At 70.1% G+C, this 14224-nt stretch carries 12 protein-coding genes; 7 read left to right on the top strand and 5 right to left on the bottom strand.

Annotated elements, in window-relative coordinates:
• Positions 1–91: 91 nt before the first annotated feature.
• The gene (locus AWQ68_RS16775; protein ID WP_066941396.1) at positions 92–3838 is read right to left on the bottom strand and encodes an FHA domain-containing protein; all 3747 of its coding nucleotides are present in this window, start codon (positions 3836–3838) and stop codon (positions 92–94) included.
• Positions 3839–3845: 7 nt separating this feature from the next.
• Positions 3846–4325, bottom strand: coding sequence for a CBS domain-containing protein (locus AWQ68_RS16780; RefSeq protein ID WP_066941397.1), 480 nt, complete (start codon positions 4323–4325; stop codon positions 3846–3848).
• A gap of 768 nt (positions 4326–5093) precedes the next feature.
• On the opposite strand from AWQ68_RS16780, the gene AWQ68_RS16785 reads away from it, so the two are divergent.
• The 6 genes from AWQ68_RS16785 (at position 5094) to AWQ68_RS16810 (ending at position 10488) form a co-directional block, all read left to right on the top strand.
• A complete protein-coding gene (locus AWQ68_RS16785) occupies positions 5094–5651 on the top strand; it encodes a TetR/AcrR family transcriptional regulator (protein ID WP_066941398.1) in 558 nt (185 codons plus the stop codon).
• 73 nt (positions 5652–5724) lie between these two features.
• Positions 5725–7389, top strand: a complete 1665-nt coding sequence (locus AWQ68_RS16790; RefSeq protein WP_066941400.1) for an alpha/beta fold hydrolase — start codon at positions 5725–5727, stop codon at positions 7387–7389.
• Between the two features lie 432 nt (positions 7390–7821).
• Positions 7822–8277 carry a MarR family winged helix-turn-helix transcriptional regulator gene (locus tag AWQ68_RS16795; RefSeq protein ID WP_084464085.1) on the top strand — a complete coding sequence of 152 codons (456 nt, stop codon included), beginning with the start codon at positions 7822–7824 and terminating at the stop codon, positions 8275–8277.
• The gene (locus tag AWQ68_RS16800) at positions 8274–8894 is read left to right on the top strand and encodes a class I SAM-dependent methyltransferase (protein WP_066941404.1); all 621 of its coding nucleotides are present in this window, start codon (positions 8274–8276) and stop codon (positions 8892–8894) included. The genes AWQ68_RS16795 and AWQ68_RS16800 overlap by 4 nt, the downstream gene beginning before the upstream one ends.
• A 393-nt stretch (positions 8895–9287) precedes the next feature.
• The gene (locus AWQ68_RS16805; RefSeq protein WP_066941405.1) at positions 9288–9935 is read left to right on the top strand and encodes a hypothetical protein; all 648 of its coding nucleotides are present in this window, start codon (positions 9288–9290) and stop codon (positions 9933–9935) included.
• Positions 9919–10488: an OmpA family protein gene (locus tag AWQ68_RS16810; RefSeq protein WP_066941407.1), complete on the top strand. Its 570-nt coding sequence runs from the start codon at positions 9919–9921 to the stop codon at positions 10486–10488. Before AWQ68_RS16805 ends, AWQ68_RS16810 begins: the two co-directional genes overlap by 17 nt.
• A gap of 147 nt (positions 10489–10635) precedes the next feature.
• On the opposite strand, the gene AWQ68_RS16815 is transcribed toward AWQ68_RS16810, so the two are convergent.
• Entirely contained in the window at positions 10636–11355 is a 720-nt protein-coding gene (locus AWQ68_RS16815) for a DUF2306 domain-containing protein (protein WP_066941409.1), read from the bottom strand.
• Between the two features lie 103 nt (positions 11356–11458).
• Here AWQ68_RS16815 and AWQ68_RS16820 point away from each other — a divergent pair, with 103 nt between their 5' ends.
• The gene (locus AWQ68_RS16820) at positions 11459–12199 is read left to right on the top strand and encodes a TetR/AcrR family transcriptional regulator (RefSeq protein ID WP_066941410.1); all 741 of its coding nucleotides are present in this window, start codon (positions 11459–11461) and stop codon (positions 12197–12199) included.
• 265 nt (positions 12200–12464) lie between these two features.
• Here AWQ68_RS16820 and AWQ68_RS16825 read toward each other — a convergent pair whose 3' ends face one another.
• Both AWQ68_RS16825 and AWQ68_RS16830 read right to left on the bottom strand, forming a co-directional pair.
• A complete protein-coding gene (locus tag AWQ68_RS16825) occupies positions 12465–13313 on the bottom strand; it encodes a CU044_5270 family protein (protein WP_066941412.1) in 849 nt (282 codons plus the stop codon).
• A complete protein-coding gene (locus tag AWQ68_RS16830) occupies positions 13306–13878 on the bottom strand; it encodes an RNA polymerase sigma factor (protein ID WP_084464086.1) in 573 nt (190 codons plus the stop codon). Before AWQ68_RS16830 ends, AWQ68_RS16825 begins: the two co-directional genes overlap by 8 nt.
• Positions 13879–14224 lie beyond the last annotated feature (346 nt).

The raw sequence follows: 14224 nt of genomic DNA on the forward strand, positions 1-14224 counted from the left end.
ACCGGTCCGGAGCGGCGGGGCGAAAGCCGGCCCGCCGCTCCGGCCGCCGGTCCGCGGATCGGCGCCGCCGATCCCTTGTCGCGATCGAGCGTCAGTCGGGAAGCGGTAGTGGACCGCCGTGGCCGGGCAGGCCCCGGTCGGCCGGGATCGCCTCCTCTGCCGCACCGTCGGCGGTGATGCCCTGGCCGCGGGTCTGCTCGGCGAGGCGCTGGTAGTAGGTGGAGACCGCGGCGAGCGCCTCGCGCACCGCGGTCAGCAGCGTGGCTCCCGCCTGCTCGACGACGTCGCCCTCGTGGATCTCGAACGCGCGGATTCCTTCCAGCACAGCGGTTTTCAGGTCGCGCAGCAGTTGGACGTCAACGTGCGCGTAGGTGCGGCACATCGCCGTGACTCGCCGGAAGTCGTCCCCGGCGAGCAGGAGCTCCTTGACGGCGGATACGGAATGCCGGACCAGCCCGACATCCGGCCGCGCGGACATGGCGGCGAGATCGGTGTCGAAGGACCGGATGTCCAGGTGCGGGTCGCAGAAGCCGACGGTGAGCTGCCACAGGGTGCGCAGGTCCTCGTGCACCAGCCCGTCCAGATAGCTGACGAGGAACCGCCGGTGCGCCTCGAGGACGTACTGCGCCTTGAAGGGCGTCAGCTCCTGCGGGTCTTCGCCCAAGGTGGTGACCGACGTGGTGAATCCGTAGTCGGCGGCCAACGCGTTTTCCATGCCGACCAGCAGGTACACGAACCGCACCCAGGTCCGGAACAGTTCCTCCAGCGGCAGCGCGCGCAGACCGTCCTCGGTGAGCACCACGCCCCACCGGGCGCCGAACTGCAGCCGGCGCAGGTGGCCGATCTGGTACATCGCGAGTTGGGCGTCGATCTCGGCGTGCGCGTGGTGCAGCACCTTTCGATACGCCGCGGTCGCGTCGAGCCCGACGTGATTGCGGACGATGTGCGGGCCGCCGATGTGCAGGTGCAGGAATTCGCCGACGTCGAACACCGCACCGCCGATCGCCATCCAGTAGCCCGCGTCGGGGGTGTTGTGCTGTGCCAGATCCGACACCTCGAAGCGGGGACCCTGCTGCGCGTGACCCATGTAGGTGGTGAAGACGTCCTGGCCCAGACGTCCGTCGGCCACCAGTCGGCGGAGGAACTCGCGGCCGTCGCCGGGCACGATGTCGGTCAACGCCTCGAGTACGGAGACGGCGAACCGTGCGCTGCCGCACACGTAGACGAATGCGCCGCGCCCGCCGTCGTCGGTGGACCGCAACAGCTCCCAGAGTGCGTCCGCCTCGGCGCGGATCACGTCGTCCACCCGGCGCCCCTGTCCGGTTTGGACGACGTGACGCCGGCCGTCGAATCCGATCGCGGCGTCGGCGCGGGAGAACGCGACGGAGAGTTTCAGCCGGCCCGCGGCCGCCGCCGCGTCCAGGCCGGTGTGCTCGACGAACTCCTCCGGCGTCCGGATGCCCAGATAGAGCCGGTTCTCGCCCGGCCCGGTGCGCGCGGCGACGAACCCCAGGAACGGGGCGATCCCGGAACCCGCCGCGAACATGACGACGGGCCGGTCCGGATCGGCCGGCAGCCGGAACCGCGGCGTGGGGACGATCTGCAGCGACAGCCGGTGCCGCCCCTCGACGCTCGCCCGGCGCAGGAAATGCGATGCCGTGCCTTGTCGCTCCCGCGGGTACGACCACGGCGTCCGGGCGGAGGTGTAGTCGAGACCGGCGACCACCAGCTGCAGCGTGGTGGCCGGTTGGCCGGGCGGCGGCGCCGAGGCGATCGAATACAGCCGGAACGGCTCGGGCGGAATCACCGCGCAGAACGCGTCGTCCTCGCGTGGATCGGCCTTCCACAGCCGGGTGACGTCATATCCGCCCGCGTACAACAGGTTCAGGACGTCCCACAGCTCCCACTGGTCCTCCATACGGGCGTCCACCACTCGCTGCCACGAGCCCACGGCTGTCAGTTTCACCAGCCGTTTCGCCACCTCCCGCCCCATCGGCCGGAGCCGGGCGAAGCGCAGCAATGTCCGCAGGGGCAGCACGTCGACCTCGCCGTAGCCCGCCCGGCAGGCCACCGCAGCGCGCCACTTCGGGGTGAGCCGTACCAGCTCGTCGCCGGTCGCCTGCAGGGCGGCGACAGTGCGGCGCACCAACTCGTCGTCGTTCTCGGCCAGCACGCCGACCCGGTCACCGGGCAAGTGGTGGACGCCATGCCCAGTGACGTCGAGCTCCAGATAACAGGTCCAGGCGCCGGACTCTCCGGTGACGACACGGCCCCGACGGGCGGTCCCGAACACCACCGGCGGACCCACCGGCGGGCGGCGCTCGTCACGGGCGACGGCCAGCTCGCCGTCCACCTTGTCCCAGGTCCGGTCCTTGAACAGTCCGGTGAACCGGGCGCCGGTCGTCACCTGGCGGCCGACCTTGAACGCCACCTCCAGAAAGCCGTACGTCTTGATGCGGTGCAGGCCCATCCAGCCGCGGTCGCCCACATAGGCGTCGAGCATGGCGTTGTAGATGCCGCGCAAGGTCCTGTTGCGGGTGTCCTCGACGTACTGGCGCACCGACACCTCACGCAACGCGGCCACCAGCTCCTGCCAGTGCCGCGGGAAGAATCCGGAGAGGTAGACGCTCTGCCGCCCGACCAGCGAGCCGAAGTCGCGGCGCTCGAGAAACGCGTCCAGCGCGTGGATCTGCGGTTGCGCGGTGCCGCTCGGGCTGGGTGCGCCGTCGAAGATCGGGACGCCCGCGGTGCCGACCGTCTTGGCCCACAGCACCTGGTCGAGCGGATGCCGGGCGCGGAGGTTGGGATCGATCTGCGGATAGATGGCCTGGGTGACGTGCTGCAGCCGGTCGAGGATCACCAGTAGCGCGCTCTCCAAGGCGGCCGGATCGTCCGCGACAACGGCCTCCTGAGCGTCCAGCATGGCGCCCAGCACGGGCGTGAGCTCCATCGCGAACTCGGTGGTGACCAGGTAGAACACCCGCTCCGCCGGGTTGTTCCAGGCCGGAACGAGCAGGTCCATGTTGTCCAGCGCCCGCGGCCCGGCGGGATCGCGCAGCCGCCAGTTGTAGAAGAACAGATCGATGTAGGAGACGGCCGGGATCTTCTTGCCCAGCCGGCGCGAGACCGTGGTCCACGGTCGCAGCAGCGAATCGGGCAGAGCGGTCGGCGGATCGATCGCCATGTACTGGTAGGCGTGGGCGAAAACGCCGAGCAGAGTCGAGGCGCGTAACAGGTATCGGTCGGGCAACGCCTCGGGCCGGGCGTCGAGCACCGGCATCGCGTCGAACGCCCGGCGCAGCGACAGCCGGCGGAACAGCTCGGGGAGCCGGTCGGTCATCTCGTCCCAGGCTCGGTGCGATTCCGGGAAGGCCAGCAGCGGCGGCTCGACCGGCAGAAATCCGTGCGCGAGCGACAGGAATCCGTCGAGTTCGTGCCCGACCCGCCGGTTGTGCTCCTCGGCGGCCTCCACCACGCGTCGTGCGGCGACGCGCGGCGGCCCGACCGGCCGCAGCACGGTCAGCTGGCCCGGATCGACGAGCGCCGTCACATCCGGGTCGAGGAACGTCCACGTCAGCTCGTATCGGCCGATGCGCACCCGATCCCCGGGGGCGAGCACCTGGCGCGTCACCCGCGTGTCGTTCACGTAGGTTCCGTTGGAGCTGCCGAGATCGGTGAGCACCAGCTGGTTGTCGACGGCCTCCAGCCGCGCGTGGCGCCGGGAGACGGTGCCGTCGTCCAGCACCACCGCCGCCGCGCCGCTGTCCCGGCCGAGAGTGGCCGGCAGCGTGCACACCCGCTCGCTGGACTCGTGAGTGTGCCGATCGGTGAGGATCAACCGGAGCTCAGGAATGGTAGATCACCGCCCGGCACAGATCGGCCCGGGACAGTGTGCCCACGAGGGTTCCGTCGTCGACCACGGGAAGCCTTCGGATCCCGCGGTCGATCATCACGATCGCCGCCCGGGCGAGTTCGTCGACCGATCGGACCGTCACCGCGTCGCGCACGACGAGGGGGTCGATGACGCGGTCGGCGAGAGCGCGGCCCCGCTCCAGGAAGATCTGGAACGCTCCGGCGAGCGTGCCGCCGGCGGCGGTCACGTCGTCGAAGCCGGGCAGCATGGCCCGCACCAGGTCCTCCTCGGACAGTGACCCGACGAACCGGCCGTCGTGGTCCAGGACCATCAGTTGGCCGACCTCCGACACGCTGATCAACTCAGCTGCCCGCCGAATGGTCGCGCCGAGCCGTATGTAGGCCGGGAACGCCGTCATGACGTCGCTGACGAGCACGCCACCTCCCAGGTCCACCCCGCGGTCGTCCCGCACAATCGGTTACCTGGCCACTCATCCGAAAGAATCATCCGCGAGTATAAATTCACTCTGAATGCGGTGTACACCCTCTCGAACGCGGTCGGCACGTACGTCAGGTCGGCAAACCAACCGCCGGTTCGATGCCGACGCGTCGAAGTCGCGTTTCAGCAGTTCAGCCGGTTGCTTCCCCGGCGCCTGGTGCGAACGACCAGGGAGCGATTGTCTCGGCCGGTGCTCGACGGACCCACGTTCAATCCCATCGAATGCGTTCGCCGGCACTTTCACGCGGATGTCTCTCCACACCCGGACGAGTTGATCTTCGTCGGCCGAGTTACGCATAGACCGAAAACGGCCGTCCGCGTCTCGTGGCGGCCGCTTGCCGCTTTGAATGTTCCGCCCGCTCGCCGTTGAAGGACGGAAAAGGCCATCCGGCGCCACATCCGTAGATCGCCTTCGGGTGTGCCGGACGCAGCGGCATCGGAGGCGTGATGGTCGGCGAGTGTCCCTACTCCCCTACGATCCCGTCATGTCCTGGGATGCGAGCCGACCGCGTCGACCACGCGGATCGCCGGTCCCGCGCGATCTCCGGAACCGGCTGGATCAGCAGTCGCCCTTGGGGACGTGACGCGGCTTCGCGCAGGACCACGGCGAAGCCCGATGCCGATCGCCAGGTGCTGGTTGAGGTCGTCTCGGATCAGCACGATCGAGGCGCCGGCGCGCGTGAGTGCTGGCAGACGTACGAGACAGGTTGAAAAAATCTACAGACCGGTCTATTTTCGCGCCATGGGACAGAAGGGAACGGCGACGCGGGCCCGGATACTGACCGCGACCCAGGAGTTGGTCGAGACCGGGGGGTACTTCAGCGCCGGGCTCAATCAGGTGATCGCGGCCAGTGGCGCACCCCGCGGCTCGCTCTATTTCCACTTCCCCGACGGCAAGGATCAGCTCGTCGGCGAGTCGATCCGGCGTGCCGGCCAGGCGATGGGCGACGCCTTCGCGGACCTGGCCGAGTCCAGCGCGTCCGCGGCCGAGTTCGTCGAAGGAGTGCTACGGCACCTGGCTGATCGGCTGGAGGAATCGGGCTGGCAGAAGGGGTGTCCGGTGGCCACCGTGGCGCTCGAGATGGCCGGCGCCAGCGACCCGCTGCAGCAGGCCTGTTCGGAGGTGTACACCTCATGGGCGGCTGCTCTGCGTGCGCGGCTTGAGGGACGCCCGGACGCCGACGACCTCGCGGTCACGATCCTGGCCCTGATCGAGGGGGCGCTGCTGCTGGCCAAGGCACACCGGAGCAGAGAGCCACTGGATCGTGTCACCGGCCAGCTCAGGGCCTTGCTGCGCTGACCCGGGCCCGCCACACGAGGCGGGCCTTCTTTCAGTCGCGAAAATATGTAGACCGATCTATTTAGGAGTGCTCATGGACGCGATCGTCTTCGGCGCGACCGGTTTCATCGGACGTTCCCTCGTCGCCGAGCTGCTCAGCAGGGGCCAGCGGGTGGGGGCAGCCGTGCGGAACGACACTCTCACCCCCTGGCTGGACTCACAGGACGTCGACACCAGCCGGCTGACGGTCGTCACCGCCGACATCACCCGGCCGCTCACGGGACTGCCCCAGGTGCGCGACGTCTACAACACCGCGGCGCGCTTCGCGTTCGGCCTCGGCGTGGAGGAGGCACGGGCGACCAACGTGACCGGGGCGCTCAACGTGCTCGAATGGGCCGCCACGCTGCCCGGACTGCGGCGGCTCGTGCACATCAGCGGATACCGGGTGAGCAACGCCCACCCGGACTACGCCAGGCTGGGCGCGTACGAGGCGTCGAAGGCCGAGGCCGATCTCGCGGTGCGCGCCAGGGCCCGCGAGCTGGAGGTCCCGCTGACCGTCGCCAATCCCAGCACGGTGATCGGCCCCGGCCAGCACATCGGCCTGGCCTCTCTCGTCGAGAACCTGTGGAACGGGCGGCTCCCCGCGCTCCCGGGCGGCCCCGACGTCTTCCTGCCGATCGTCACTATCGACTACTTCTCGCGGTTCCTGGCGGAGCTCCCCACCTCGCCTGCGGGACAGGACCACTGGGTGCTCGACGACACGACGCCGCGCCTCCCTGAGCTGGTCGGCACGATCGCCGACCACATTGGCGTGCGAGCGCCGCGCCGTACCATCCCCGTCGGCCTCGTACGCCGCCTGCCACGGAAGATCACCGGCGCCGACCCCGAGACGCTCTCGTTCCTGTCGGCCGACCGCTACCCGACGGCCTCCGCCCGCGCTCTCGCCGAAGCGGCCGGCCTGGAGATGCCCCCGGCCCCCGACGCCCTGCGCGCGTGGGCCGACGACCTGGTGGCCGCCCGCTTCGGCGCCGCGTCGCCATGGTTGAGCCCGTACGGCTTCCGCGGCGGCACCTGGAGGATGGGAGACGCGCACCGACCCGCCCACGTCCTGTTGCACGGGCTGCCGATGAACGCCGACCTGTGGGCGCCCCTCGCCGCGCACCTGCCCGGCCCGATCCTGGCCCCCGACCTGCCCGGCCTGGGACGTTCGGCTCCCACCGCCCAGCCGATGGACGCGTGGCTCGCCGACCTGATGCGCCCGGTGCGGACCCGCCCCGCGCTCGTCGCGCACTCGCTGGCCTGCGGGCCGGCGCTCCGCTTCGCCGTCGAACATCCCGGGCGCATCAGCAGGCTTGTCCTCGTCGCCCCCGCGTTCCTGCAGGCTCCGAGCCCGCGGCTCACCCGCTCAGCCCTGGCCGTACCCCTGCTGCGCCGCATGTCCGCCGCTCGCCTGGCCGCCACGCTCGGCGTTCCCGAGGGGCCGGAGGTGGCGAGCGCCGCTGCGGACCTGCGCCGTCCAGGGGTGGCGCGCCGCGTGATCGCGGCGATGCGCACGGCCTTCGCCGAACGCGAGACGTCACGATCGCTGCTGGAGCGGGTCAGCGTTCCGGTCGAGATCCTCGTGGGCTCGGCCGACCCGCTGACCGTGGGCGTCGGCCACCCGGTGACCGAGATCGCCGGCGCGGGGCACTACCCGCAACTCACCCATCCGGCCCAGGTCGCCCGCCACCTCGGCCTGGTCTCCGACCCGATCGGATGAGCCGCCGCAGGAGCTCCGGCTCCTTGGCCGGCAGGTGACGATCGTTGGCGAACTCTCTCGTCGACGCTCTGCGGAAGCGGGAGAACGTGTAGAGACGGCCCAGTTCAACCGAGCGTACGGATGCCCATCAGGCGGCGGCTTCTCGGAAGCCGACGCCGACTTCGTGTGGACGGCGATCGCCCTCCACACCACGCCCGAGGTCCCCTACAAGATGGCCCCGGAGATCGCCGCGACGACCGCGAGAGCCGGGACGTCGTTCCGTGATGGGCGTCGCGCCTGGAAGGGCCACGACCGGCTACGAGCCGCCGGTCCGAGATCGTCATGGGCTCGGTGGGCCGGCGCATGGCGCGCGCCTCCTTCGGCTACGTCATAAAATAGTAAGGGAGCCTAAGAAGGTGAGGTTATAAGGTGCCCGAAGGATCTACAAATGCGGTGCCGTTCCTGCCGCAGCTGATCGGTCAGGCGTTCAATCTGATCCTCGACGAGCTCTACCAGCGCCTTGTCGAGAGCGGGCACGAGGATCTACGCCCCACCCATTGCCTGAACGTGTTCCGGTTCATGGACTGTGACGGCACCCGGCCCACCACGCTGGCCCGCCGGGCCGGGATGACGCCTCAGGCGATGAGCGAACTCGTGGGCTACCTGGAACAACGCGACTACGTGCGACGTGTCCCCGACCCGACCGACGGCCGGGGCCGCATCGTCGTCTACGCCGATCGTGGGACACGCGCCGCCGAGATCAGCGCCACCTACTTCGCCGACATGGAGGCCCGCTGGGGTGCCGTCGTCGGACCCGACCGCCTCCATGACGTCAAGTCCGCGCTCGCTCAGATCCTCAACGCGTCCCAGGCCGGCGGCACCCCAACGCCGAAGGTCGCAGCACCATGAGCCGGTCATCCGGCGAACTCGTCGGCTACTGGGACCGGCAAGCAGCCACCTACGACAGGAGATCGGCCGGGGTCGAACGCCGGTTCTTGGCGGATAGCCGCCGCTGGGTCTGCGGCCGGGCCCGCGGCGCCACTCTGGAGCTCGCCATCGGCACCGGCGCCAACCTCCGTCACTACCCCGAGGACGTCGACCTGACCGGCATCGACTGGAGCGCCGCCATGGTCGACGCCGCACGCCGGCAGGCAGACCGGGTCCACCGGGCCGTCAGGCTCCACCAAGCGGACGCGACCGCGCTGCCCTTCCCCGCGGCGACGTTCGACACCGTCGTCAGCACCTTCGCCCTGTGCTGCGTCCCCGACGAACGCGCCACTCTCATCGAGGCGCTCCGCGTGCTGCGGCCAGGGGGACGCCTGCTGCTCGCCGACCACGTCGCGGCGTCCTTCTGGCCACTACGTGCGCTGCAGCACGCCGTGGACCTGATCAGCGTCCCTCTGCAGGGCGAGCACTACACCCGCCGCCCCGTCACCACCCTGCGTGGTCTCGGCGTCACCATCGAGGAGACCGAGCGCCTGACCATGGGCGCGATCGAACGCGTCGACGCCCGCAAGCCCCACTGACCCGAAAACGGCACCCGGTGGATCACTTCGCGGGAGATCGACTCATCCTCGGGGAGTCGCCCCGGAGTCGGCGAAACACTCCGCCATCCGGCGCGGATTTCCCGCTCCGACCCGGTTCCCGAATGCGGGCCTTGACCTGCCCGTTCTTCTCTTCCGCAGTGGCCTCTGTACTCAAATTACCGGTATCGAAAATGCGAATGATCGTGCGATCGGCCATGATGAGGCGGATGAGTAGTTATGGCACGAATTGCGCGCGGCGATTGCCGTGCTGACCGAAGAGTCCAGCAATGAGGCCATAGCACCGTGGGTGTGACGTGGCGCGCCATGCGGATGCCGAAGGTGCCCCGCCTGCGAGGCCTGTTCGATTAATGACATCTTGGGGTGAAAGACGGGATGCGAAAAAGGGACACTCCGACGCTGTCCGGGTATGTGCTGACGGCCGTGCTGGCGGGCCTGCTCACCGGCTGCGGGATGCTTCCCGGGCAGCAGGGCGGTGGTGAGGAGAAGCAACCGGTCGCAAAGGAGAGGCAGGCCGTCGACCTTGGGAGTTCCGACGACTCCCCCGCGCCCGCCTCCACTGGCGACGGCGACGGCGCCGAGCCCGCTGGGCAGACGAGCGCGCCCGCCGAGCAGGACACAGTGATCGCCGGCAAGAAGATCAAGGTCAGCGGCACCGACCTGACCGTGGAGATCAACGGGCTCAAGCGGCAGGGCCGGCTGTCCACGCTGACCTGGACGATCACGAACGAGGGCGACAAGCGCTGGGAGATGCACAGCGACCTGGGCGACACCCCGGCCGGTCTCGGCCTCACCGTGGCGGGGATCAGCCTGGTCGATCCGGTCAACGGCAAGCGGTACACCGTCGCGCGCACGGGAGCCTATCCCAAGGCCAAGTGCCTGTGCTCGGACTACGACGTGTTCACCGAGCCCGGTGAGGTGCTGCCACTGCACGCCACGTTCGCCGCCCCGCCGGCTGATGTCACGAAGATCAACGTGGACCTCAAGGTGCTGGGTGTGCTTACCGATGTCCCGATTTCCTGAACGTCTCGCGGTCCTTGCGGTCACGGTCGCGCTGACAGCCGGAGCCGTGGCCGGTCCGGCGGGCGGCGCGTGGGCGGATCCGGTGGACGTCACGGCCGACGTGGAGGACGTCATCGCGACCGTCGAGGACGTCATCGCCGAGGTGGAGTCGCTCGACGGCGCCGAGAGCGAGTCGAAGCAGGGCGAGCAGGTCACCGTGGCGCTCACCAGCGACGTGCTGTTCGCGCTCGACAAAGCCGTGCTGACGGCCAGGGCGAAGGCGCGCCTGCGCCAGATCGCCGGGAGAATTCAGGCCGAATCCGCCGGCGGGGTCGTCAGGATCGAGGGACACACCGACGACCAGGGCAGCGACGCCTACAACAACGTGCTGTCGCTCAAGCGGGCCCAGGCCGTACGGCAGGTTCTGCAGGGCACGTTGTCCGGCGTGACCTTCCAGGTCAGGGGCTTCGGTAAGAGCAGGCCCAAGCTGCCCAACCTCGTCGACGGCAGGCCTGTCGAGGAGAACCGCGCCAAGAACCGGAGAGTGGAGATCGTCTTCACCGCCAAGCAGTGATCTCCGAACTCTCCGCCGCCGGCCGGGCGGGGGTGGTGCCGCAGTTCAGGCCCTCCGCAAACGCGAACACCCCGGAACCGGCGGCGGCGGTTCCGGGGCGGGCGGTCCGGGATCGGCCCGGGATCGGCCCGGGATCGGCCTCCGGGATCAGGTCGCGAGCGCGGTGCGGCGGCCGCGGCGGGCCACCTCGCGCTCCAGGTACCACTCCACGGCCAGCAACGGGATCGTCCAGCCGAGCCAGCCGGACAGCCCGGAGATCGTCCACGCCATCAGGTCGGGGTCGCCGTGGAAGACGGTGTCCTGCAGCGGGGGCAGGGCGATGATCATGATCCCGGTCCACACCCGGTTGGTGATGATGGAGTAGGTCAGCACGGCGCTGCGCAGCATCCAGCGCCGGTGGTCGGCGTACCGGCGGGCGCGGGCGGCGCGCCAGCCCGCCACGGTGAAGGCGAGCCACAGCAGGGCGAGGAGCACGTCGCTGACGGCGAGGAACGGCCCGAACGGGGTGCGCGCCCCGATGACCAGGCCGGTCAGCCCGGCCGGCAGCACCCCGGCGAACACGTAGACCCGCCCGGCGCGCCGGTGCCACACCGGGTGCCGCCGGCGGAACCACGGCCACACCTGGAAGAACGCGGTGACCATGGCGACCGAGGCGAACAGCACGTGCGCCACGAGCAGCGGATAGTGCAGGCCGAACCCCTCCGGCTGCGGCACCCGGGACAGCGACGGGTCCCCGGTCAGGTACGGCGGCAGCGAGAACGCGAGGAACCCGGCCGTGACCAGGCCGAGCGGCACCGTCCAGCGGCGCCGCCACCACGGACGCCGGCGGGCCGGTACCGGCGGAGGACTGTCGATCGTCGTGTGCATGACGACTCCAAGGGGGGCGGTCGAGTGGATGCGTATGTCATACGCTCTTTGCGTACTATATACGCAACGCGTAGGCCATACGCAAACTGGTAAGCTCCGTGGAATGCCGGACGACATCGCAGACGAGCTGCCGCACGCGCTGAACGTGCTGTGGGGGCGGGCCAAGCCGAAGGGGCGGGGACGCACGCCCGCGCTCAGCCTGGAGCGGATCGTGGCGGCGGCCGTCGCCCTCGCCGACGAGGAGGGCCTGGCCGCGCTGTCCATGGCCCGGCTCGCCGAACGGCTCGGCTGCGCGCCCATGTCGCTGTACCGGCACGTGGCCGGCAAGGACGACCTGCAGCTGTTCATGCTGGCCGCCGCGCCCGGCCCGCCGCCGGAGTTCGGCACGGCGCCGGCCGACTGGCGCGGCTCACTCTCCCGGTGGGCCGTCGAGCTGTTCGGCGTCTACCTGCGGCATCCGTGGATCGTCCAGCTGGTGAACTCCCCGCCGGTGGACCCCGGCCAGCTCGCCTGGCTGGACGCCGCGCTGCGCTCCCTCGGCGGCACGCCGCTGGACCCGCGGGCCCGGTTCTCGGTGGTCATGCTGGTGCTGCACTACGTGCGCGGCGCGGCCCAGCTCCTGACGTATATGACCGCCGAACCAGAGGAAGGGGCCGACGGGGCGTACGCCGCCCTGCTTACAGAGCTCGCCGACCCCGGCCGGTTCCCGGCGCTGGCCGGCGCCGTCGAGGCCGGGGTGTTCGCCCCCCACCCGGAGGCCGGTCCGGACGACGACTTCCGCGCCGGCCTGGACCACCTGCTCGACGGGGTGGGGGTGGCGATCGAACGCGCCGCCCGAGCCTGAGCGGGTCAGCCGGCCGGCCACGTACAGGAGGCGCGACCTTCGGCTCCGGCAGCAGTTCGACGTGGTGGACCGGCAGCGCGAACCCGCCCCCGGACACCCCTGCGCGCAGGGGCCGGGCCCGTGCCCGACTGCGTGATCAGCGGGATGTCGCCTCTGTCGGCGTCGCCGTACCGCCATTCCAGCAGTTGGGTAACGTCGAACAGCCGCCGGCCGACCCGTCTCCGCGTGGCGTGGTGGGAGCCTTCGGCTGCCGTCGACCAGATCCCTACTGAGGGGGCTGGTCCGTCCAGTCGGCGGTCACGGAGATGAAGTCACGGCCGCTCCAGATCACGCCTCCGTCGTTGGTCTGGAGGTAGTTGGTGCGAGTCACCTGAGCGGTCTCGGGATCGACGACCAATTTGATCTCCGGCCCGCCGTCAGGATCAGGGAACAGCAGTTCCTGCCCACCTGCGACCGCACCCGCGCTCTCGACTCCCGGCATCGCGGCGAGTGCCCGGAACGCCGCGGAACGGACCTCCGGCGGCGCCGGCAGCTCCGAGATCAGCGCGACCAGGGTGCGGGTGGGGTCACCTCGCTGCTCAGATGCGGCCATGTCGCTGTCACGCCCCTGAAGCTCGGCGATCCGCGCTTTCAACGTCTCTGGATCTGTCGGCAGGCTTTCGAGATCCTCGAAGTCCACCTTGGCGCCCTTGAGCATGAACGAGGTCGAGTCCGACACGACGACGCCGGGAGTGCGGTCGGACTCGCCCGTGGTCCAGCGCCGGCCGTCGCGCGTGGTCCAGCTCTCCATGTCTTCGCCCAGATTCGGCCACCAACGTTTGACGTGCCAATAGGTCCCGGAACCTTGGGGCGTACGTTCCGCACTGGCCGCGGCCATGAGCAAGATCTCCTTGCCCGAGGCCGGTGCGCCGGCGGGCGCGGTCACGCCCGTGGCGAGCACGGCGACGGCCGCCGCGGCGGCGGCGGCCAGGCTGAGTGCCGGCATGAGCCACCCGTTCCGCCGTCGCGCGCGGCCGCGCATCCTGTCCTGGAGCCGACCCCTGCTGCGGCTGATCGCCTCGGTGGACGGCTCCGGCTTGGCCAGCAGGGTGGCGAGCGCGTTCAGGTCATCCATTGACGGTCTCCTTGTCGATGAAGGCGTGGATCTTCGTGCGCGCCCGGCTGAGCCTGGAGCCCACCGTGCCGGTGGACACGCCGAGCGCCTGGGCCACCTCGTGGTAGCTGAGCTGGCCCAGGGCCACGAGAAGCAGAGCGTCGCGCTCACCACCGGACAGCGCGGCGAGCGCCTTGGCGAGGTGCGGCTGCATGCGCTGAGCCTCGACAGAGGCGACGACCCGGTTCTCGTGGCCTTCCATGACGGGTTCCGGGGCCAGCCGGGCCAGCGCCCTGTAGTGGCGTGCCTCCTTGCGCCGGTGCCTGGCGATCAGGTTGGTGGCGATGCCGAACAGCCAGGGCCGCAGGCTCCCCCGTTCCGGGTCGAACCGGTCGCGCCGGTCGAAGGCCAGCAGGAACGTCTCGGCCGTGATGTCCTCGGCGATCTGCGTGTCCAGCCGGCCGGCCACGTACAGGTAGATGTCGCGGTAGTAGCGGTCGTGCACGGCGGTGAACAGGTCAGGGTTCCGCCGGTACCGGGCGACGAGTTCGGCGTCGGTCACCTGTTCGCACACGTCGACGATCAAGTTCTTGTCTCCGACATAAGCCTGCCTTCCGAGCGGTGGTTACGATCACTCACCCTTCGCCGCAAGCCGGGATCGTCTTCCCTCCAGGCCATCGAGGTAGGCGGTGCACCGGCCAGAGCGAGGCCCGGGGGGCCTCGCGTGGACACGACCGGCCAGGACCACGGCGCGCCTTCGACGGCGCCGCGCCGCTCGTCCCCTCAGATCCGGCCCCTGAAGGCGGCGATCGTCAGTGCGCGGGCCAGGTCGGTCCACACAGGGCATGGGCGCTGTCGACGTACTCGTCGACAGCGCCGATCAAGAGAAGCACGGCCATCGGACGACACCGGTAGCGCCGCCTGCTCGGCGT

The sequence above is a fragment of the Microtetraspora fusca genome, from assembly GCF_001570365.1.
Taxonomy (GTDB): domain Bacteria; phylum Actinomycetota; class Actinomycetes; order Streptosporangiales; family Streptosporangiaceae; genus Microtetraspora; species Microtetraspora fusca.

What these genes read in the sequence shown, in the direction of transcription:
- AWQ68_RS16785 (WP_066941398.1), top strand. Translation starts at nt 5,094, where the DNA reads ATGGGACAGAAGGGAACGGCGACGCGGGCCCGGATACTGACCGCGACC.
- AWQ68_RS16790 (WP_066941400.1), top strand. Translation starts at nt 5,725, where the DNA reads ATGGACGCGATCGTCTTCGGCGCGACCGGTTTCATCGGACGTTCCCTC.
- AWQ68_RS16800 (WP_066941404.1), top strand. Translation starts at nt 8,274, where the DNA reads ATGAGCCGGTCATCCGGCGAACTCGTCGGCTACTGGGACCGGCAAGCA.
- AWQ68_RS16805 (WP_066941405.1), top strand. Translation starts at nt 9,288, where the DNA reads ATGCGAAAAAGGGACACTCCGACGCTGTCCGGGTATGTGCTGACGGCC.
- AWQ68_RS16810 (WP_066941407.1), top strand. Translation starts at nt 9,919, where the DNA reads ATGTCCCGATTTCCTGAACGTCTCGCGGTCCTTGCGGTCACGGTCGCG.
- AWQ68_RS16815 (WP_066941409.1), bottom strand. Translation starts at nt 11,355, where the DNA reads ATGCACACGACGATCGACAGTCCTCCGCCGGTACCGGCCCGCCGGCGT.
- AWQ68_RS16820 (WP_066941410.1), top strand. Translation starts at nt 11,459, where the DNA reads ATGCCGGACGACATCGCAGACGAGCTGCCGCACGCGCTGAACGTGCTG.
- AWQ68_RS16825 (WP_066941412.1), bottom strand. Translation starts at nt 13,313, where the DNA reads ATGGATGACCTGAACGCGCTCGCCACCCTGCTGGCCAAGCCGGAGCCG.